The organism is Streptomyces sp. NPDC048442 (genome assembly GCF_040651475.1).
In the GTDB taxonomy this organism is placed as follows: Bacteria; Actinomycetota; Actinomycetes; order Streptomycetales; family Streptomycetaceae; genus Streptomyces.
Map to the genome: position 1 here is coordinate 1 of NZ_JBEZKB010000043.1, position 18,882 is coordinate 18,882.

At 70.2% G+C, this 18,882-nt stretch carries 24 protein-coding genes; 23 read left to right on the forward strand and 1 reads right to left on the reverse strand.

The features are described from left to right. Positions 1-974 precede the first annotated feature (974 nt). From AB0D18_RS38305 to AB0D18_RS38400, 20 genes are all read left to right on the forward strand, one after another. Positions 975-1,397 carry a hypothetical protein gene (locus AB0D18_RS38305; protein WP_362429865.1) on the forward strand — a complete coding sequence of 141 codons (423 nt, stop codon included), beginning with the start codon at positions 975-977 and terminating at the stop codon, positions 1,395-1,397. 92 nt (positions 1,398-1,489) lie between these two features. Further along, a complete protein-coding gene (locus AB0D18_RS38310; RefSeq protein WP_362429868.1) occupies positions 1,490-1,843 on the forward strand; it encodes a DUF2958 domain-containing protein in 354 nt (117 codons plus the stop codon). A gap of 109 nt (positions 1,844-1,952) precedes the next feature. After that, on the forward strand, positions 1,953-2,264 hold the full coding sequence (locus tag AB0D18_RS38315; RefSeq protein WP_362429870.1) for a hypothetical protein: 312 nt from the start codon (positions 1,953-1,955) through the stop codon (positions 2,262-2,264). A 107-nt stretch (positions 2,265-2,371) separates the two neighbouring features. After that, entirely contained in the window at positions 2,372-2,632 is a 261-nt protein-coding gene (locus AB0D18_RS38320; protein ID WP_362429873.1) for a hypothetical protein, read from the forward strand. A gap of 528 nt (positions 2,633-3,160) precedes the next feature. Next, positions 3,161-3,811, forward strand: a complete 651-nt coding sequence (locus AB0D18_RS38325; RefSeq protein WP_362430014.1) for a protein phosphatase 2C domain-containing protein — start codon at positions 3,161-3,163, stop codon at positions 3,809-3,811. Positions 3,812-3,910: 99 nt separating this feature from the next. Continuing rightward, positions 3,911-5,605 carry a ParB N-terminal domain-containing protein gene (locus AB0D18_RS38330; RefSeq protein ID WP_362429876.1) on the forward strand — a complete coding sequence of 565 codons (1,695 nt, stop codon included), beginning with the start codon at positions 3,911-3,913 and terminating at the stop codon, positions 5,603-5,605. Between the two features lie 127 nt (positions 5,606-5,732). Beyond that, the gene (locus AB0D18_RS38335; protein WP_362429879.1) at positions 5,733-6,425 is read left to right on the forward strand and encodes a hypothetical protein; all 693 of its coding nucleotides are present in this window, start codon (positions 5,733-5,735) and stop codon (positions 6,423-6,425) included. Between the two features lie 378 nt (positions 6,426-6,803). Further along, positions 6,804-7,277, forward strand: coding sequence for a hypothetical protein (locus AB0D18_RS38340; RefSeq protein WP_362429882.1), 474 nt, complete (start codon positions 6,804-6,806; stop codon positions 7,275-7,277). 96 nt (positions 7,278-7,373) lie between these two features. Further along, entirely contained in the window at positions 7,374-7,763 is a 390-nt protein-coding gene (locus AB0D18_RS38345; protein ID WP_362429885.1) for a hypothetical protein, read from the forward strand. Between the two features lie 240 nt (positions 7,764-8,003). Beyond that, positions 8,004-8,807 (forward strand): hypothetical protein, encoded by an 804-nt coding sequence (locus AB0D18_RS38350; protein WP_362429888.1) that lies wholly within the window; start codon positions 8,004-8,006, stop codon positions 8,805-8,807. 96 nt (positions 8,808-8,903) lie between these two features. After that, positions 8,904-9,581 (forward strand): hypothetical protein, encoded by a 678-nt coding sequence (locus AB0D18_RS38355; protein ID WP_362429891.1) that lies wholly within the window; start codon positions 8,904-8,906, stop codon positions 9,579-9,581. 402 nt (positions 9,582-9,983) lie between these two features. Further along, on the forward strand, positions 9,984-10,175 hold the full coding sequence (locus AB0D18_RS38360; protein WP_362429893.1) for a hypothetical protein: 192 nt from the start codon (positions 9,984-9,986) through the stop codon (positions 10,173-10,175). An 85-nt stretch (positions 10,176-10,260) separates the two neighbouring features. Then, a complete protein-coding gene (locus AB0D18_RS38365) occupies positions 10,261-10,860 on the forward strand; it encodes a hypothetical protein (protein ID WP_362429896.1) in 600 nt (199 codons plus the stop codon). Between the two features lie 79 nt (positions 10,861-10,939). Next, positions 10,940-11,560: a hypothetical protein gene (locus AB0D18_RS38370; RefSeq protein ID WP_362429898.1), complete on the forward strand. Its 621-nt coding sequence runs from the start codon at positions 10,940-10,942 to the stop codon at positions 11,558-11,560. 817 nt (positions 11,561-12,377) lie between these two features. Continuing rightward, positions 12,378-12,860 (forward strand): hypothetical protein, encoded by a 483-nt coding sequence (locus AB0D18_RS38375; RefSeq protein ID WP_362429901.1) that lies wholly within the window; start codon positions 12,378-12,380, stop codon positions 12,858-12,860. A gap of 1 nt (position 12,861) precedes the next feature. After that, positions 12,862-13,332: a helix-turn-helix domain-containing protein gene (locus AB0D18_RS38380; RefSeq protein ID WP_362429904.1), complete on the forward strand. Its 471-nt coding sequence runs from the start codon at positions 12,862-12,864 to the stop codon at positions 13,330-13,332. Between the two features lie 153 nt (positions 13,333-13,485). Then, positions 13,486-14,103, forward strand: a complete 618-nt coding sequence (locus AB0D18_RS38385) for a hypothetical protein (protein ID WP_362429907.1) — start codon at positions 13,486-13,488, stop codon at positions 14,101-14,103. 89 nt (positions 14,104-14,192) lie between these two features. Beyond that, on the forward strand, positions 14,193-14,624 hold the full coding sequence (locus AB0D18_RS38390; protein ID WP_362429910.1) for a hypothetical protein: 432 nt from the start codon (positions 14,193-14,195) through the stop codon (positions 14,622-14,624). Between the two features lie 54 nt (positions 14,625-14,678). Continuing rightward, positions 14,679-14,900 carry a hypothetical protein gene (locus tag AB0D18_RS38395; RefSeq protein WP_362429912.1) on the forward strand — a complete coding sequence of 74 codons (222 nt, stop codon included), beginning with the start codon at positions 14,679-14,681 and terminating at the stop codon, positions 14,898-14,900. Between the two features lie 158 nt (positions 14,901-15,058). Further along, a complete protein-coding gene (locus AB0D18_RS38400; protein ID WP_362429915.1) occupies positions 15,059-15,748 on the forward strand; it encodes a hypothetical protein in 690 nt (229 codons plus the stop codon). Positions 15,749-15,908: 160 nt separating this feature from the next. Here AB0D18_RS38400 and AB0D18_RS38405 read toward each other — a convergent pair whose 3' ends face one another. Beyond that, positions 15,909-16,316, reverse strand: a complete 408-nt coding sequence (locus AB0D18_RS38405) for a hypothetical protein (RefSeq protein ID WP_362429918.1) — start codon at positions 16,314-16,316, stop codon at positions 15,909-15,911. Positions 16,317-16,440: 124 nt separating this feature from the next. Here AB0D18_RS38405 and AB0D18_RS38410 point away from each other — a divergent pair, with 124 nt between their 5' ends. From AB0D18_RS38410 to AB0D18_RS38420, 3 genes are all read left to right on the forward strand, one after another. After that, a complete protein-coding gene (locus AB0D18_RS38410; protein WP_362429921.1) occupies positions 16,441-17,001 on the forward strand; it encodes a hypothetical protein in 561 nt (186 codons plus the stop codon). Positions 17,002-17,021: 20 nt separating this feature from the next. Beyond that, positions 17,022-17,507 (forward strand): DUF6248 family natural product biosynthesis protein, encoded by a 486-nt coding sequence (locus AB0D18_RS38415; protein ID WP_362429923.1) that lies wholly within the window; start codon positions 17,022-17,024, stop codon positions 17,505-17,507. A 330-nt stretch (positions 17,508-17,837) separates the two neighbouring features. Then, a complete protein-coding gene (locus tag AB0D18_RS38420; protein ID WP_362429926.1) occupies positions 17,838-18,545 on the forward strand; it encodes a hypothetical protein in 708 nt (235 codons plus the stop codon). The last annotated feature ends 337 nt before the right edge of the window (positions 18,546-18,882 follow it).

The following is an 18,882-nucleotide window of genomic DNA, read 5'->3' on the forward strand; positions in this document are numbered from 1 at the left end:
TCCCCGAGTCGCTCCGCTCCTCGGGCCGCTGGTCCACTCCGTGGCCCTGCGGTGCCGGAGTCCGCTCCGCGTCCTCCGGCGCAACCGGCTATGCCGGTTGCTGTCCAGCGCTCCGCGCTGGCAACTCCCCTACTCCGTAGGCGAGTTGAGACCGCTTCGCGGGCAGCTGGCTGCGGATGTGGGGGTGCTTCGGGCGCACGGGAAACTGAACGGGGTTTCGAGGGGGCTCCCCCGCTTCGGGGGAGGCGACCCGGTGTGAGTCAAAGTTCCGCTCCGGGTAGCCTCTGGAGTCAGAGCCTACCCTCGGTGCGTCATGAGGCCCTGGCCTATGGTTTGATCCTCCAGAGCTAGCTTCCCTCAACTCGCCTGTGGTGTAAGCGAGTTGGGCTGTCAATTCGGAGGAAGTCACAGAGGGATCGGGGCCGCGCCGCCGGAATGCTGACGGGAGAGAGGAGTGGTTCGGTGGGCCCCGGGGGGAATGGTGCGCGAGACCGACCGCCCCGCGCTCCCTCCCTCCGCCGAGAAAGCCTCACGACGCCACTCAGGACGCCGCCACCACACCTTCGGCCCGGCGACCCACCACAGGCCGTCACAATGCCCGTCAGGCACACACAGTGGGCGCGGGTGTGGTCGCGCCGCACCCGAACCCATGAAGCGTCGAGAACCCCCGAGCAGCGTCCTGTACTGCTGCCCCGCCCTTTTCCCAGGGGTGGCGGGACAGGAGGCTGTGAGGGGGTTGTCTGGGTTTCTCAGGAGGCTTACCAGGGGGCTCGACCAGGTGGAATGGTGCTGCGAGGGTCAGGGGTACTGAAGGGGACTACGTAGGGGACTGCATAGGGGACTACGTAGGTGACTGCGTAGGGGACTTGGCCCGAATCCGATGGGTGGTTGATCCAGTCGCCCTATGGGTGTAGAGTTACAACTGTAAGGACAAGGGGGGCGGCAACCCCCTCCAACCCACCTGGAGTGTGCGCATGAACCTGAGGGCCAAGGAAATTCTCGACCTGTCAGCCACTGCAACAGCGGCTCTCATCAGCCGGCTGCCCGACGGCCAACACGCTGTCGTATGCGCTGACGGCGGGGCCGAGTTCGTGTCCTCGATGGAGTTCAGCACGTTGGTCGGGCTGGCCTCCGTCTGCCCGGACTGCACCATGGAATTCGCCTCGAATCTCGCCTGCGTAATCGCTAGCGGTCAAGGCGGCTTGGTAGTGCGCACCCACGTTGAAGGCAAGGAGACAGTGCGTGGATGGAACGTCACCCCTTCCGGAGTTGATCCGGTGAGCGAGTCTGTAACCTATTCGGCTTACACCACGGACGCAGTGACAGGGGAGTTCGTCCCGCCGGAGGACGGTGTTACCTACGCGGCAGGATTTTCACTCTCCCCGCCTGAGGCGTAACTCGTTCACTGCCGGGAGGGTGGCGGCAACCACCCTCCCGGCAGGGCCAACCCACCAAAGTCCGGGTATCCGGCCTGAAAAGGAACACGAGAATGGTACTTCCTGCAGAAAAGAACCGCGCGCGTCGGGGCCACGACTTCTACCCCCCGGAAAGTGTCCTGGCGAGCATTCCCGCACTGTACGCGAGTGAGGATGTGTCGCTGGCGGAAAAGGTTCTCCATGCGCACTACTTCGTTGGCGGTTGTGATTGGTACGTGGCCGAGTTGGACCCGGAAAGCGGATTGGCTTTCGGGTGGGTCCACATCACCGATGGTGAGTGGGGCATGTTCTCCCTCCCGGAGGTAGAGGAGGTCAGGGTTCACGGGTTGTTTGTGGCCGAGCGGGACCTTTCCTTCGAGCCCGCCCCGGCGGAGGAAATCGACCGCATTCCCTCCCACGGCTACTAGGCGCACTTGGGGCCGGATATCCCCTACCGGTCCGTCCATCGCTATCGGTGCCCTTCCCGTCCGGCAAGGCGGGAAGGGCGCCCAACCCACCAGGAACGAGGTCCCTTCCATGGTCGAGCCTTACTGCTACAGCACCCCGCTTACCCCCGAGGACGGCGAGCGCATGGGTCATTTGCTCGGATTGGTCATCGCGACGTGCGCAAAGGCCTGTGCAGCGAAGACCGGTTTTCCCGTCGAATTCTTCATGGCCAGTTTCACGCGGGAATCGGCCCTGGACGCGCTACAGCTGGAATTTCTCAGCCGCATTGATCGCGGAGATCCTGAGGCTGAGGCCGCAGGAGGGGCCGGAGGGTGGTTGCTGAAAACCACTAACCGCGCCATGCGGCGCACTCTTCTTATCGCCGAAATCCATGGGCGGTAGAACTCTGGTTTGAGGAGGGGGTCTCTCTTCCTCCCTCCTCATTTCAGGGTTCTGCGGTCCGGCAAGGCCACAGAGCCTCAACCCACCACATTGGGAAGGGAATTGGCATGGAGCTTGAGACGTACGAGGTTTCCGGCGGGCAGGTGCTTGCCATCGGTAGCAGGTTCTTCTTTGTCCGTGAATCCAGGGAACCGGCAAGCGGTATCTTCCCGGGGCTTACCTTCTGGGGTTACTGGTGGAATCACGCCCAGGGTGTGTGGGGCAGTGACACCCCACTTTCCGCCCCGTTCAACGCGAGGAAGTGGCACGCCCTTGAGCCCGACCACGCCGAATCCATTTTCCCCGCGCTGCCGGGCCCGTTGTCCTAGCACCCGGATTGGAGCCACGCACCATGCATAATTTCCACACGTGCGAGAACGGCAAGTTCACGTGCCCGAAGGATGACGGCAGCCCCGGTTGTACGTTCATCCCGCCCGGGGGAACGGATGAACAGGCCATGGCGTGTCTCGTCGAGGACGAAGAGCCGGTGTTCGACGGCGATTGGTAAAGCCGCCCGGTATGGAAGGCCGGTCCGGGACGCAGACAGTCTTGGACCGGCCCCCGGGGCCTGCGGAGCAGGGCGCAACCGGCCCGGTTGCGGAGCGCCCGTCTGCGGGACGATCGCGGAGCGATCGGCGCGCAAGGTACGCCAACTGCCCCCGGGGCCCGCAGCACGGAGTGTTGCGCTATCCCGCCACGTAGTGGCGGCGCGTCGTCTCTGCGGAGCAGAGCGCGCGCAAGAACAAAAAGAGGGGCGCGCGCCGTGCTGCGCCCACACCGCCCCCCGTTTCGTGAGGAGAAGTTCTGTGATGCGCTGGACAGGTTCCACGGTGGCCGCCCGAGGGCGCCGGTATGAAATGGCGGATGCCGCCGATTGGCAGCGCAACCCGGTGACGGGTACGCGTGCTTGGGCGGTTGCCGATGGGATCGGCGATGACGTCGATGCTGCGGAGGCAGCCGAGTTCGCCGCCCGGAGCGCCGTGCGTGCTGCTGTGCGGGGTGGGTCTGTGTGTGGTGTGCACGCCGCCCGTGCGACGCTCCGGGCGGAGGCTGAGGGCCGGTACCGGCCGGGGGACTGCGTGTTGGTGGTGGCTGTTCCGATGAGTGAGCGGTCGGGCGGGGGTTGGGACATCGGGTGGGTGGGGGACTGCCGGGCCTATGTGCTGCGCGGGGGCCGGGTGGAGCAGGTGACCGAGGACCACACCGAGGGTCAGCGGATGCGCGGTTCGGCTGACGAGTTCTCGCGGGAGTTGGCTGCGGGGTACGACCACATCGTGACGCGCACCGTTCTGGGATCCCAGCTGGCCGCTTCCGTGCGGGTGCTGGGGCCGGTCGATCGGCTCGTCTTGTGCACGGATGGGCTGTACCAGGCAGTGACGTCGGGGGATCTGTGGTTGGGGATGAACTGTCCGGGGCCGCAGTCTGCGGCGCGTGCGTTGCTCCGGGCGGCGCAGGCGAAGGGGCCGACGCGGGACAACGCCACGGTGACCGTGGTCGATCCCCGGTAGGGAGGAGTTGACACCAACCCGGTTGAGAGTAAACTTACAACTGCAAGAATGGAGGGGCGGCAACCCCTCCGGCACCAACCCACCAGAAACAGGAACCACATGCCGAAGAAGACCGCACCGGCCGCGCCGGTGGCCCGCATGACCCTTCCGCTCACGGCACTGCGCACTGAGCACAACATCCGGCACCACTTGCAGATCGACGACGGATGGTTGGTCAACAGCGTCCGCGAGATCGGGGTGATCGCCCCTCTCGTGGTGGAGCCCGCCGCAGACGCCCCCGACGTCTACGACGTCATCCAGGGCAAGCGCCGACTCGCCGCCGCCTGCGCCGCCGAACTCACCGAAGTACCCGTGTACGTCGTCGATCCCGCGCAGCGTACGGCGGGCATGCAGTACATCGAAATGATCGTCGAGAACGCCGAGGAGGGCCGCAGGCCGCTGAGTGCACTGGAGGAGGCAGACGCGCTCTTCCTGGCCGCCGAGGCGGGCATGACCGAAGCAGTCGTAGCCCGCCGCTCCGGCCGCAGCGCCGAACAGGTCGCGCAGTCCCTCGCGACCGCCCGCACGGTCGGCGACCGCACCCGTGAGGCGCTGGCGGAGTCCGACGCCTACGAACTGGATCTTGCCGTCCTGTCCGTGCTCGGAGAGTTCGACGACGACCCCGACGCCGTGGCGCGGTTGCTGGACGCGCACGGCAAGGGACTTTTTCAGCACCAGGTGACGACCGAGCGCAGCGCCCGCGAGGAGCGCGACGCCCGCAACGTGGTGCGCAGCGAACTGGCCACGGTCGGTATCCGGCTGATTGAGCCGGAAGAGCTGGAGGGGCCGGGGGTGGAGCTGGAACCGCTGGAATTCCTCTGGGACAAGGAAGGCAACCAGCTCACCGAGGACTGCCACGCCACATGCCCCGGGCACGCCGTTTCCTGGGACGAGGCAAGTGACACCCCCGATGAGCTGTACGCCGGGTGTACCGACCCCGAGGGCAACGGCCACCTTGACCACCCCCACGGCGAGGAGACCGAGGAGGCCACCGACGACGTCGAGGAGGAGTTCGCGCCCCGGGCGCCCCAGGTCCAGGAGGATGACGAGGACCGGGAGGAGGACCAGGACGACGGACACGGCACGGCCGCCCCTGCCCCGGCACCGGTGCCCGTCAAGCCGAAGCCGGACGGCATGGCCCACTCGGTGAAGCTCGCGGGCAACAAGGCCTACCGGGCAGCGCTGAAGACGCGGCGCGCATGGGTCAAGGAGTTCTTGCAACGCAAGCTCGCCCCCAAGTCGCTGCCCGGTTGGGTCACGGAACAGCTGTTCATCTGCCCGCCCGAGGTGGAGAAGTGGGCCGGGGACATCCCCCGGGTGGCGTTGCTGGCCGAGTTCCTGGGGGAGAACAAGAGCGTGAAGTCCAAGGAGCGCGCCAAATGGGTCCCGGCAGGGGCCACGCAAGGCAAGCTCGCGCTGATGAACTTCGCCGTGCTGGCCGCCAGCTACGAGAAGCGCCTCGACCAGGTCCAGACGTGGCGGATGGACAAGCCCTCTTGGGACACCGAGGAGATCAGGGACGGCGCACGGGTCTACCTCTCCTACCTCTCCACCATCGGCTACACCCTGGCGCCCGTAGAGAAGGCCATCGTCGACAACGTCCCCTTCGACCCCGACGGGGAGAAGAGGGTGACCGAGCCCGACGACGGCGAGGCCGAGGGGACCGAGGAGCCGGAGGCGGCCGCCCCGGACGGCGCTCCCCTCACGGACGAGCCGCCGACCGAGGCTCAGGAGGACAGCCCGCCGGAGGAGTAGCGGCCCCTCGGGGGCGCTGCCCGCGCGCAGCGCCCCCGGCCCGCGCAGTCGGCCCACCCTCGCGGGTGGGCCGGCCGCCCCGCCGCGCACCGGCCCGGTGCCACCAGCCCGCCTCAAGGAGTACGACGTGAACACCACCCAGCCCCGCCCGTCCCTGCCCCGTTGGGTCATCAAAGGAGTGACGGACGACTGCACCACGTGCGACTGTTGCAGCCGCCAGAACCTCAAGCGCACCGTTGCCCTGATCCCCCTGGACGAGGACGGGAACGAGGACGGCGACGCCGTTTACTACGGCACCGCGTGCGCCGCCGCCGCCATGAAGCGCACGACCACGTTCGTCGCCAACGCCGCCAGCGCCGCCCGGTACGAGTCGCTGTCGCGCGACCGGTGGGCGCAAGTGATCATCAGCGTGTACGGGCCGTACGAGTTCGCCACGCCCCGTGAAATGGCAGCTGCCTGGTACAGCCGCAACCCCAATTTCACCGGGCGGAGCCCACGTGAGGAGCTGGAGACGTTCCTAACAGAGGCCAGGGCGCAGCTCACGGACACGACGCTCGGGCCCGTCCGGCCCCACACCGTCGCCGACTTCCGCCCCTTTGTCGTCGTCACGGAGCGAGATGCATCGCGCATGTACATGTCGTGCGCCGTGCCGGGCGAGGGAGCAGAGGAGTTCCACCAGTCGGTGCGCCGGGATCCCCGGTGGCGGTCGCGGTACATCGTCACCGTGTACGCGCTGGACGAGGAATCGGCCAAGGACGTGGCCCACTTGCGCTATCGGCTCACCCAGTACCAGGCAGAGCGCGCGTCCTACGCCTTCTGAGAACCCGCCTTTGAACCACGCTTCTTTTGGAGAAACCACCATGTCAACCAAGATTCGACGCTGTTCGGCATGCAACACCAACAACGCCCACGACGCGGCGAATTGCATGGCGTGCGGCCAGCCGTTCCGCGTCTCACGGGTGCGCGGGGTGCGGGTGTCCCGCGTGCGCCGCAGCCACGACCTCCGCTGACGGCGCGCTCCGGTCAGGTTCAAAGACTGGTTCTGAGCCCACGGCCGGACGGCCGACCGGCCGTGGGCAACACGCCGGAGGATCGGTGGGGTTGACACCCCACATCATAAGAGTAAACTTACAACTGTCGGGTCGGGAGGGGCGGCAACCCTTCCCCCCGGCACCAACCCACCACAGATCGGAACCCCATGCAGAAGCGACAGCTGCGGTACTGGACGGTTTCCTACCGCACCCGCCCCGGAACACACACCGGCAAGCCCCTGACCACCCCGGCGGTGGTCCGCCGCCACCACGCGGCCATGACCGCGCAGGGACGGGCCGACGTCACCCTCACCGAGCACCTCATGACCAGGACGGAAAGCCCGATCACGGTCACGGACCTCCCCGGACCCGGCGAGCCGACCCCCCTGCCCCCGCTCCCCGCCACGGCCCACGAGGTCCGCCGCTACTTCCGGTGCGCGGACTACGGGCCCCCGGTCCTGCCCACCGGCGACCGCGTACGGAGCTTCCTTGCCTGGGTCGCGGACGTGCGCGAACGCCACCCCGCCGGGCCCCGCCTCATCGGCGCCAGCCGGTACCCCGACCCGGCCACGCTTCGGGTGCGGGACGTCCGAGTGGTGATCTCCCAGCGGCAGATCACCCCGGACCAGCTCCCCGCCTGACCCGCTTCCCGCCCCGCCGCCAGACGGGGCGGGCCCCACCGGCCCCACCGGCCCCGGCGGCCCCACCCCCAGCCCCAGCCCCCTTTCAGGAGAACCATGTCCGAGTACCCCCTTTCGAGCGTCCCGGCGGCATTCGACCGCGGACACCTCTACAGCCCCACGCTCGCCGAGACCGCCTATGCCCTGGACGACCGCTACGTCTACGACTACCGGCCCGGCGACCTTTTCGAACCGATGCCGGCCGCGCCCCGCGAGCCCAAGGCGTTCCGCTGGTGGTGGAGCACCGGCGCCCGGGTGGCCACCCCTGACTTCCTTGGTCTGCGCACGGGAGACACCCTCACCGTCCAGCACGTCACCAGCGTCGGCCCCGGCACCGTGCTGGCGACCTACCGGGCCGGGGCGTGGGTCGAGTACCCCTACGCCGTCCCCGGCAAGTCCGGAAGGACGCTGGTCCGTCGCCGCAACAACTCCAGCCACTGGTACTAGGCCCGCAGCAGAGACGCCCGGTGAGGGTGTAAACCCCCGGCCCCCACCGGTCCCCCTGACCGCGCGGACGGCAATCCGCACCCGACCCACCACAAGGAGCACCACCATGCCGCACCACCCCGACAACGAGCCGGTCATCCCCCGCCGCCCCGTCCCCGGCCCCCGCCGCCCCGTCGACGGCCCCCACATCCCGCCGCAGCGCACCGCCTAACCGTCGCCCCCCCAGCACAGGAGCAACCCATGCAGAACACGCCCGCCGTCCGGGAGTTCTTCATTCTCGGGCAGGCAAACGTCAACACGTTCACCCTCTGGTACGTCTGCGCAGCCCCCGAGGACGCCCAGGAGAGCGGCACACTCTTCGATGACCTGGCCCACTACGCCACCGAGCAGTGCAGCATGCTGGTCACCGAGCACGCCGCCACCGCCTGCGAGGCCGTGAACCACTACCTGACCACGCTCAGCAACGAGTCCGGGACCCCGGTCACACTGCACCCGGAGAGCAACCCCGTGGCCCTGGAGAGGCTCCGGGAGTACCGTCCGGATCTCCTCAAGCGCCGCGCGAGGTATCTCGTCGTGACCGACGACCGGCGCCCCGTCGAGGCGGACCTCTTCCAGGAGGGGTTCCGTGTGGTGCACGTCGAGCGCGAGACGGACCACGGCACCGAGGCCGCCCGCGCAGCCCAACTGTCCAAGCTGGCGAACTTCTACCTCACGTACCAGCCGCTGAGGATGCACTGCTACACGGCCGCCAGCCGTGGCCAGGCCGCCGCCATGGCCCGGCAGGACCACGCGCGGACCCAGGCAGCGGAACGGATGGCCGAGGCTGTCAGCCGCCACCTGAAGAGCGCTCCGCGCCAATGGCGCGGCGGCTCGGTGCTGGGGTGGGTGGCGGTGCGGATCGCGGACGGCCGCAGCGACGGACAGCTGTACGCCGACGCCGAGGACGCCCGGAACGCACAGCCGGACCCCCGCGCCTGCATCGTCTTCCCGCTCACCACCCGTACCCCGTTCACGGTCGATGAATGCCGGACCTACCTCGCATAGTCCCCCCCAGCCCGCCCGGAGGGGGCGGGATCCGGCACGGCCCGCACCGGGAGCGCGCCGGATCACCGCCCCCCTCGTTCAGCCCAGGAGAATCCCGTGATCAGCAACCCCCCTGTCACCGAGCGCCGCCTGTTCTTCCTCAGCGGCCGGATCGGCACTCGCGCGTTCACGTTGTGGGGAGTCCGTGCCGCGCCCACCGACCCCGAGGAGGAGGGCGCGCTCTACAACAAGCTGTGGGACACGGCCGAGGGTGCTTTCGGCGCGGTCCACCCCGTGTTCGCCGCCAACGCCCGCGCCGCCCTGGACGAGTTGCTCGGCGAGTTCAGCAAAGAGGTCGGCAGCACGCTCACACTGCACCCGGACAGCAGCCCCGAGGCCCTGGAAGCGGTCGGCTCCCCGGGCACCCCGGATCCGGAAGGTCCCCGCGAGGTGCTGGCCGAACTCACCGATCTGCACAGCCGGTTCGCGGACGGCTACACCGCCGAGGACATCCGGGCCGTGTTCGGCCGGATCCACGACGCGGGCGGCCCCTGCCTGGTCTGCGTGTGGAACTACTGGGACGAGGACGGGGCGGGCGGCGACTCCGAGTTCTACGCCGAGGATGAGGAAGGCACGTTCTTCGAGGTGCAGCCGGACGTCTATCGGTGGCTGAGTGGCCAGCAGGCCACGCCCGGCCCGGTGGAATCGTGGGTGTGCGCGCCGGTTGCCGGGCCGACCGAGTTCCCCGCCAGCGACGACTGCCACAACTACGCCCGGCAGGACCGGAACAGCTGACCCCCGGGCGGGATCCTGACTCCCCGCCCCCATCTGCCCGGCGGCATGGCCCCGGCCGCGTTCAAGGAGACGGTGTCGTCGGACCGCACGTGGTCCGCGGGTTACGTGACCGGTATGGAGGCCGACTGTCTTGTCCGGCGGTCGGCCGCCAGGCGCCGCGGCTTCCACGTGGCGCAGTACGGCGCCGTCCGGATCTCCCCGCGCGGGAGCCGGCGGGCGTGGAGCTCGCCCCGTGGTCCACCCGAAGGGGCTCACGCGGCGGCAGTTGGACGACCTGCGGCTGGTCGAGGCGAGAAGGCCGCCCGGCTCCTGCGGGACAGCACCGGCCCCCCGTGCGGGATCGGCGCGGGCTTCTTCCGGATCCCGCGCACGCAAACCGCGATTTTCCTGGCCCGGGGCTGGTTGTCGCAGCTTCCGCACACCGGCGAGGTGTGGATCTCGCCTGCGGGCCGGATGGCCATGGCCTACTGGAGGCACCGCAGCCAGGGCCTGCCCGCCCGAGTGATGAAGGGCCTGTACCTGGACGCGGTTCTCACCGCGGCCGACGCCGCCGGGCAGCGGCTGGTCCGGTTCGCTGACCAGTGCGGGAGTTGACAACCCCACGCATGGGAGTAGACTTACAACTGTATCTACTGAGGGGCGGCAACCCCTCTGACACCAACCCACCGGGAGCATGTCCATGAACACCAGCACCACCCTGAGCACTCCCCTCCCCTACCGCATCGGGAAACCCGATTTCGAGTGCCGCCAGCCCGTGATCATCACCGAAGACGGAAAGGACCTTGTGCTCGGGCAGGCGTTCCGGTGGCATCGTGACTGGCTCGTCCTCTCCGGCGGACAGGAGACCAATCTCCGCCGCCCGCCCACGGGCACCAAGGGGATCGCCATGGCCGCCACCCACCTCCTGACGCAGTACCGCGCCGGACAGATCACCCCGGTCCCGCTGAAGGAACTGCTGAGCACCGGCGCACCGAGGGAGATCCTCGGTGAACTCCCCCTGCTGCACCCCCGGATGCCGGACACCCCGACCAACCGGGCCAACGCCCGCACGGCGTTCGCCGGTCTGGCCGAGCACTTCTGGCGCCCGGTGTGCACCGGCTTCCCCGGCAGTGACAACGGGTGGTGCCTGCGGTGCATGCTCTGCGGGTGGTCCGGCATCCGGTACTGGTCCCACCACCGGGGCCGCAACGGCAACCCGCCCTCCCCCCACCGGCACGCGGGCGGCTGCATCGGCAAAGACCGGGTCCGCGCGCTGATTTCCGCGTACCGCACGCAGTAACCACCGGCGCACCGCACCTGGGCCGGGGGCGCACAGACTGCCCCCGGCCGAGGTGCCCCGAGGACCTGGAAGGCCCCCGATGAAACCCCCTCTGCTCACCACCGCGCGGCGCACCGCCGCTCTGCTGGGACGCGGCTGGAAGGCCGCCCCCGAGGAACCGGCGGCGCGGCCCGGTGCCGTCCTGCTGACCGCCCCCCGCAAGGGAGGTGACTCCTACCGCATCCGGCTGACCGGCGAGGGGGCGCGCATCCTGGCGTACGGGCACCTGGACACCAGCGCGGACCGGCGGCTGCTCTACAGCGCCGACGCCCCGAAGATCACCATCGCCGCCGATCTGCCCGCCCGCCGGGTGCCGTACCACCTCGCATCCCACCTGCGGCGGCGGATGCTCCCCCTCTACGAGTCCGCCCTGACCGCACTGGCCGACGACCGGGCCCGCTACGCCCGCGAGATGGACGCCCGCGATGCCGTGGCCGAACGCCTGCGGGACATCCTGCCCGGCGCCTACGTCTCGGAGGCCTACCGGGAGCGCGACCACGTCACCGTCACGAGCTACTCGTACGGCCGGGGCCGGCCGCAGATCAGCGCCACGGTGCGCCACGACGGCGAGAGCGTCCGCATGGAGCTGGACTACCTGACCCCCGATCAGGCCGAAGCGGTCTGCCGCGCCCTGGCACCGGCCGGGGAGAGGAAGCCGTGAGTGGGCACCGACCCGCCGCCCGCCACTACACCGGGGCCAACCACCGCTACGGCCCCCGCGGATTCCGGGGGCGGTCGGTAGTACGCCGCCAGGCCTGACCCGCCCCCGGGCACTGACCACGTGACTGACCACGCAGTCGTGTCCGTCTCGTAATCGTGGTCACCCCTGCGTGGTCAGCGAACCGGTCAACCCGGGTGCGTTCACTGAGCACCCGTCACCGGCCGCCGACCACCGAGGAGTCCGCCATGTCCCCGCTTCCCCCGTCCTGCCCGCGCACGGCAGCACTCCGCGTGCTGCTGGCGGGGCAGCGCCCCAGCCGACGGCCCGCGCGTGACGGACGGGCGAACCTTCCCACCGCCTTCGCTGCCCGCGCCCAACGAAGGGACGGGGGGCACGGCGCGGCACGCGGTCGGGCGTGGACGGGGACCACCCGCACCCACCACCGTCCCCGGCCCCGCTGCCAGCCTTTTCGCCTCCCGGGCCCCCATGGCCCGCCGGAAAAGCGCGGACGGCCAGGGGGAACCCCGCCCCGGCCCGGCCCGCTACCCCGGCCACTTTAAGAGATAGCGGCAGCCCTCTGACCTGCATGTTTGCGGCCGTTTTATTCACCTGCACGCACAGACCGGTGCTGCGACCGTCAGAGATTTATGCGCTCTGCCCGAATAAATCTCGCCCGTCAAATACGGCGTCATCACGCGCATAAAAGCCCGCAAAAAATAGCTTGGACGCTATATTACGCGTTTGCTTTTCAGAGAAAGAGCAGGTCACCGTGGTACAGCCAGCACGACCGCGCTCCGTTGAGCGTCCGTTGGCACCGGTGTCCGCCGGGTGGGACGAGCCTGCCGAGCGCAGCCTGGTCGAGACCCTGGAACGGATCAGCCGCCACGGCGGTTCGGTGCAGTTCTCGCCACCGCCGAAGCCCTACGGGTTCCAGGGCGGGCTGCACCTGAACGTCTCGCAGGAGCTCCAGCTGAACCTGTGGCGCTTTGGCCTGTCGGTGATGGCGCGCGACCTCCTGGACCACATGGCGGTCACCCACGACGAGCACGGCATCGTCGCGGTCACCCAGACGTCCCTGGCCCGGTACTTCGGATGCAGCCAGACCAAGATCCAGCGGGCCCTGGCCCAGCTGTCGTGTCATCACTTTCTGTGGAAGGTGCGCAACGGCCGCTACCAGCTCAACCCCGCCTACGCCTACCGGTTCAGCAGCCGCAAGCACGCGTTGCTGCTGGCGAGGCTGGGAAGCGCGACACTGACCAGGCACCAGATCGTCATCCCCCTGCCCGAGAAGAGGTCTTGAGATGAGCGGGCCGATTCCCGGCTTCCACAACCCCGCCGCATTCGAGCAGCTGCCGAACGCGGCGCTCACCCCCACCGCGCGGGACATCTTCGACGTGCTCACCGCACGCCAGGTGCCGGGCGGGGAGGTGCGGGTGTGGCAGACCGATCTGGCTGCGCGGCTGGACACCACGCAGAGCGCGGTCTCCCGGGCGATGAGCGAGTTGCGGGACACGGGACTGATCGAGGCCCGCACCCGGCGCGGCCGGGTGCTGATCCACCCGCTGTTCGCCGGGTACGAGTCGCTCGCCCACATGGTCCACCACATCGAGGACCCCTCGACATTCATCTGGCCGCTGAACTTCCCCTCGGGGGACATCCGGCCGCCCCGGCGCAGCGACCCGCGCACCGGGACCGGGTTCGATCCCGACCCGGACGGCGGCGAGCCCACGCCGGCGCCCGCTGTACGCCCGGATCTGCGGATCGCGGGCTGACCCCGGGGCCGCTCCTGGCGGCCCGGGAGGGAGGGGACGGAGTTGCCTCCCCCCCCAATGAGTGTAGACTTACAACTGTAGCAAGGAGAGGCGGCAACCTCTCCCCAACCCACCAGCACGCGCACCCCTTTGGTGCCGTGAAAGGAACCTCCCGTGCTCAACCCCCAGAAGCCGTTCCTGTGCGTGGTCCAGGCGACCATCGTGCCCGCCGACCGCACCGGGACCACCATCACGTCGCACGCCATGCCCGCAGCCCCCTTCGGGGTGCCCGCCTGGCAGCTCCCCGGCATCGCGGCGTACCTCAACCGCCTGCACCGCACCGGCGACAACCCCCGCCCCGAGGACTTCACCGCGCACCTGGAATCACGCAGCCGCACCGCCGTGCCGAGCCCCGCCCGCCCCTACCTCCACGCCCCGCTGCACGACAGCAGCGTCACGTGCCTGATCGACATCGCCCTCACCCCGGCCACCTCGATGGGCTGGCCCGGCGTCTCCCTGGTCGTGCACCAGATGGAGCCCGGCCGGTGCGGATTCACCCGCACCGAGACCTTCCGTGGCTGCCACGCCGCGCTCGTGCACACCGAGAACGAGATCACCGCCGAGCACCAGCGGCTCGCCAGCCGCGCGCGGGAGTGCCGGACGGGCGGCGTCCGGGAACTGCGGGATCTGGCCGAGGCCACCGTGACCTGGATGCGCAAGCTCACCCAGGCCTCCCGCGCCGACCTCGTGATGGCCCGCGCCGCCGCCGTCCGCACCAAGATCCGCCACTGACCCGCTGGGCCGGGGGCGGCCCGCGCCGCTGGCCGGGCACGCCCCCTTGGAACCGGTGCCCCGGCCGGGGCACCGGAGAGGAGAAACCCATGGGCGTCCTGCCCCGCACCACCCCGCCCGTTTTCCTCCAGGAACTCGCCGCCGCGCTCGGCGACGCCGGAGTCGGCCGGCTGAAGCCCGGCCCCCGCGCCACCCACACCGCTACCGGCCCCGACGGCACCCAATGGCAGATCACTTACCTCGCGCGGCACAGCGGACAGCCCGTGTGGGGCCTGATGGGCCCTTGCGGACACGAGCACGGTGTTGCCGTCGACACCGCCGAGGCCGCCCGCATCATTACCGCCCCCGCCCCCGAGCCCGAGCCCGCCCCGGCGGACCCCCACCCTCGCTCGCCGCGCACTCATCTGGGCTTTGCCGTACCGGAGTTCGTCCGCGCCGACTGGGCCTCCGAGCGCGCCCAGTGGTGGCGCCTGGGCGTCGCCACCGCCGTCGGCAAGCTGCCCGGCAACCGCTCCCGCTGACCCGCCCCGGCCGGGCACACTCCGTGCCCGTCCCCCTTGAACAGGAGGCATCCCATGCACGATCCCGAAACGCCCCCTACCGGTCCCCCGGCCACCTACTGGGTGACGTGGCGCTGCGACTTCGAGACGGTCAGCCCGCAGGAAGCGGCACAGCTCGCATACGAACAGCTCACCACGTACGGCACGGACGCGTGGCCGCCGGTGCTGGAGGTCCACGGCCCGCACGGCACGACCCTGGTCATCGACCTGCACACCACGGCCGACGACGACCAGTGACGGCGCCGCGCCCGCACGCACCACCCGCCTGACCGCCCCCCCCCCCCCGGGTCGTCCCGGGGCCCACCGCCCCGGCCGACCGGCCCAGCGGCCGAGCACGCAGTTCTTGCCCTCTTCCCCCGGCGGCAACCGGGGTCCGACCCACCAGGAGCACCACCATGACCGGCTCACACCCCGCCCTGACCGCCCACTTCCCTCGGTGGACGGTGAAGGGCACCGCCCACCACCGCACCACGTGCGCGTGTTGCGGACACGAAAACCTGGAACACACCGTCGCCCTGGCACCCCTGGACCTGCTCGGGGACGCGAGCGGCCCGGCGGTGCACTTCGGTCCGAGGTGCGCGGCCGCCGTCCTGCACCGGCCCGTCGCTGCCGTCGCCCTGGCCGCTTGCCACGCTGACATGCGCGCGGAACGGAAGGATGCCTGGGCCCGCAAGATCATCAGCCTGTACGGCCCCATGGAGTTCGGCACGGACCAGGAGATGGAAGCCGCCTGGAACCGCTCCGGAAACGCCAGCAGCAGCTCCTGGCAGGCCCGCGAGTTCGTGACGAAGTTCCTCGCTGACGCCCGCGCTCAGCTCACCGACACCACGCTTCGGCCCACCCGCCCGCACAGCATCACCGACTTCCAGCCCTTTCTGGTCGTCCTGGACACCAGCAACCTGCGCCACCACTGGTGCGGCGTGGTGCCGCGCGAGAACACGGAAGGCTTCCACACGTCCGCGCGCCGGGACTGGACGGGCATGGTCAGCGTGACCGTGGCTGCGCTGGACGAAACCTCGGCCGTGCACGTCGCGTTCGGGCGGCGCGGCATCGCCCAGTACAACGCCGAACGCGGCTGGTTCTGAACCCTCCAGGCCAGCCCCCTCGTACAGCCCGGTGGGCCGTCGGGCCCGCCGCCCGCTGCACGCATGAAGCCCTGAGCAGCCGGGGGGGCGAGGCGGATACCGCCCCGCCCCCACCGGCCGCCCCCTCACCCCGCACACCTCAGCCCTCAGCCCTCAGCCCTCAGCCCTCAGGGGAATCCCCATGCCCGACAACCATCCCGACCACCGTGTTCACCCCGACAGCACGCCCCAGGCGGTCGCCGTCGAGGCGGCCCGGCAGGCCGCCGTGCTCGCCGTCGCCGCCGCCGAGTCCGCCATGCACGCGGTATGCGGTGCCGGCTCCGGGCAGGCCGCCCGGCTGGAAGAAGCCATGCACGTCGCCCACACGGAAGCGTGCCAGGCCGAGCGGTACGCACGGTGGGCCCAGGACGAATCCGGCGACGCGACCGAACGGCAGCTCACCAGGTACGCCGAGCTCGCCGTCGAAGCCGCGGTCCGTGCCCAGGCCGCAGCAGGCACCGGGACGACGGCGAAGGTGCTGCGCACCTGCCTGGAGCGCCCCGCCACCGCCGAGGAGCAAGCCTGGCACGCCCAACGGGAAAGCGCCGCGCGCGCGGAGGAGGTCCGGGAAGAGGCGCAGGCACGCGCGACGGGAAAGCGCCGCGCGCGCGGAGGAGGTCCGGGAAGAGGCGCAGGCACGCGCGGCCACCGGCATGGACATCGACAACCGCGACAAGGACGCCCACAACCGCTACCTGGCCGAGGAATACGTGTGCGCGCTCGGCTGGACGGGCGGCCACCTGCGGGTACTGGAAGCAGCCGCGACCGGCCGCCTGTACTGGTACGACGGCCGGGCCCGGCAGGCCCCCCGGCCCGGCGTCTGGGCCGGCGGGCGCCCGGTCAGCCGGGATCGGACCCTCGCTCTGCACGCCGCCCGGTTCCTGGTCGCCGTCGGCCGCGACGGGGTCCGCCAGCTGACACTCAGCCCGATGGGCGAACGCGCCCTGGCGCTGGTCCGACTGCACCCCGCAGGCCTGTACGAGAACGACCGGTCGGCGTACGAGGCCCGCTACGCCCGTTCGGCGAAACGCTGGATGAACGGCGAGGAGAAGAAGGCGGCGGCCCGCCGCTTGCCCCCGCTCGACTCCATCGCGCTACGCCTGTACCAGCGGCCGGTGACCCTGGCCGAGCAGGAAGAACGGGCCCGGCGTGACGCACGGGAGCAGTGGGAGGACGAGGGCGGGTACTGCCCCGGCGTGCCGGCACCGTGCTGAACCTGCACGGTGCACTGATCATGGGCATCACCGACCCGGTGCCCAACCCGTCCCCGATGACCGAGCCGGAAGGGGAATGGGTACGCAGGCGGGTCTGGCCCGAGCACCTCGTGGAGATCGACCGAAGGTATCCGTTCGGGTTCTGGCGGTGGAGCACCTGCGAACGGGGAACCTGCTGGAACTGCTTCGCCGGCCGCTGCGAGTGGTGCGTGCACCGCCAGGAGGGCGGCCCGCACGTGGACGGGAACATTGACTGGGTGCACAACCAGCGAGGGCAGGCCGTCGCTCCGCTCCTCCTGCGCGCCGACGGTGCACCGTGTGTCTGGTGGTGCCGCTGCCCCTGCCCGAAAGAACCCTCCCCCGGCCGGACCCGCCCGCCGCGTCCGAAGCGCACGGCGAATACGCCGACGGCGACCCCTCCGGAGGGCGGACGGACGGCGGCGGCCGTGGCCCGGGACACCCGCCAGGATGACGCGCCCGGGTGGGTGCCGGAGACGCTGTTCTAGCGGCGAGGCCCCTGCCCTCAGGGGCGGGGTACAGCGAGTCAGAGGCCCGGGGCTCTGCCGGGTGCCAGCCCGGCGATTTCGCCGCCGGCGGTTGACACCCCTCACCCAATGGGTGGAAACTTAAAAGTGTCCATAGTGGCGGTACGTCGTGGTGATGGCCGGCAGAGGCACCCCGAGGGGTGTCGACCCAGGCGGCAACCCGGCCGAACGCCTGCCGGCCATCGGCGTTCCAACCCACCTAAGGAAAGGAACGCCGCCATTCTAGACACGGCGGACACCCCTCTCGCACACCGCGACCGCCCGCCAGCCCGAACCCCGGAGGCCCCCGCCATGCCAGAGACCGCCCACCCCGCCGAAATCGTCGTCGACGGCCGCACCCTGGTCAGCCGCGACTGGATGGCCGAGTGCTCCGGCGCCAGCAAGGTGACCGTCGGCTACTGGCACAAGCACCGCCTGGACAACCCCGACCCTGCCACCCGCTTCCCGGAGAAGGGCCCCACGGTCCACCGGGTCGAGTACTTCGACCAGGAGCAGTTCGAGCGCTTCTTCGCCGCACACCAGAAGAAGAAGCAGAAGAAGGTCCTGCCCACCGACCCCGCGCTCTACCGGGGCCACCCTGAGGACCTCATCCCGATCGGCGAGGCCGCCAAAATCTTCCACTTCGCCGAGCCGGCCGTGATCCGCAAGTACCTCCGGGACAACCCCGGGTACTTCCCCGAGCCCGCAGGCACCGAGGTCCTCGACAGCGGCAAGGAGGCGCGCGTCTTCCGCCGCGGCGACCTTCAGGACTTCGACAAGCGGCGCACCGGGAACAACATCGCCACTGGCGCCCGCAAGACGGCCAACCCGCCACGGGGCGCCAACGACGAAACCGAGCGGCGGATTGCCGTCGCCGCCGCCTACCTGGACGAGATCGGCGGCTGGCGGCGCGGCACCGCCGGCGAACTCGCCCAGCGCGAAGGCGGCTCCCTCCCCCAGTGGGTCCGGGCGGTACGCGCCGCCCGCGCACAGCGCGAAAAGCACACCAGCAGTCGCTGACTCAGCCCCCTCCTCAGTGCACATCCGCGCACGGCGGACAGCAGCCCCCTCAGGTCAGGGCAGCTGCATCGGCATCCCCTCCCTGCGACGCAAGCCCCCACCTCTCGCGGCAGGCACTCGCCTCCGACGGTGCGGTGAGGCCGGCCGGTGGCCACCGCACGACCTCGTGGCCACCGGCCAGAGAAGCGGTCACCGGCCACTGGCCACCGGTCTGCGGCCACCGGCCAACACTCCGTGGCCACCCTGACCGCGGTGGCCACCGGCCACCTACGCCGCAGCCTCCACCCCGTGGGTCAGTGCGGCCACCGGCGTGGTCAGTCCCGTGGTCAGTGCGGGG

What these genes read in the sequence shown, in the direction of transcription:
- AB0D18_RS38305 (WP_362429865.1), top strand. Translation starts at nt 975, where the DNA reads ATGAACCTGAGGGCCAAGGAAATTCTCGACCTGTCAGCCACTGCAACA.
- AB0D18_RS38310 (WP_362429868.1), top strand. Translation starts at nt 1,490, where the DNA reads ATGGTACTTCCTGCAGAAAAGAACCGCGCGCGTCGGGGCCACGACTTC.
- AB0D18_RS38315 (WP_362429870.1), top strand. Translation starts at nt 1,953, where the DNA reads ATGGTCGAGCCTTACTGCTACAGCACCCCGCTTACCCCCGAGGACGGC.
- AB0D18_RS38320 (WP_362429873.1), top strand. Translation starts at nt 2,372, where the DNA reads ATGGAGCTTGAGACGTACGAGGTTTCCGGCGGGCAGGTGCTTGCCATC.
- AB0D18_RS38325 (WP_362430014.1), top strand. Translation starts at nt 3,161, where the DNA reads ATGGCGGATGCCGCCGATTGGCAGCGCAACCCGGTGACGGGTACGCGT.
- AB0D18_RS38330 (WP_362429876.1), top strand. Translation starts at nt 3,911, where the DNA reads ATGCCGAAGAAGACCGCACCGGCCGCGCCGGTGGCCCGCATGACCCTT.
- AB0D18_RS38340 (WP_362429882.1), top strand. Translation starts at nt 6,804, where the DNA reads ATGCAGAAGCGACAGCTGCGGTACTGGACGGTTTCCTACCGCACCCGC.
- AB0D18_RS38345 (WP_362429885.1), top strand. Translation starts at nt 7,374, where the DNA reads ATGTCCGAGTACCCCCTTTCGAGCGTCCCGGCGGCATTCGACCGCGGA.
- AB0D18_RS38350 (WP_362429888.1), top strand. Translation starts at nt 8,004, where the DNA reads ATGCAGAACACGCCCGCCGTCCGGGAGTTCTTCATTCTCGGGCAGGCA.
- AB0D18_RS38365 (WP_362429896.1), top strand. Translation starts at nt 10,261, where the DNA reads ATGAACACCAGCACCACCCTGAGCACTCCCCTCCCCTACCGCATCGGG.
- AB0D18_RS38370 (WP_362429898.1), top strand. Translation starts at nt 10,940, where the DNA reads ATGAAACCCCCTCTGCTCACCACCGCGCGGCGCACCGCCGCTCTGCTG.
- AB0D18_RS38380 (WP_362429904.1), top strand. Translation starts at nt 12,862, where the DNA reads ATGAGCGGGCCGATTCCCGGCTTCCACAACCCCGCCGCATTCGAGCAG.
- AB0D18_RS38390 (WP_362429910.1), top strand. Translation starts at nt 14,193, where the DNA reads ATGGGCGTCCTGCCCCGCACCACCCCGCCCGTTTTCCTCCAGGAACTC.
- AB0D18_RS38395 (WP_362429912.1), top strand. Translation starts at nt 14,679, where the DNA reads ATGCACGATCCCGAAACGCCCCCTACCGGTCCCCCGGCCACCTACTGG.
- AB0D18_RS38400 (WP_362429915.1), top strand. Translation starts at nt 15,059, where the DNA reads ATGACCGGCTCACACCCCGCCCTGACCGCCCACTTCCCTCGGTGGACG.
- AB0D18_RS38410 (WP_362429921.1), top strand. Translation starts at nt 16,441, where the DNA reads ATGGACATCGACAACCGCGACAAGGACGCCCACAACCGCTACCTGGCC.
- AB0D18_RS38415 (WP_362429923.1), top strand. Translation starts at nt 17,022, where the DNA reads ATGGGCATCACCGACCCGGTGCCCAACCCGTCCCCGATGACCGAGCCG.
- AB0D18_RS38420 (WP_362429926.1), top strand. Translation starts at nt 17,838, where the DNA reads ATGCCAGAGACCGCCCACCCCGCCGAAATCGTCGTCGACGGCCGCACC.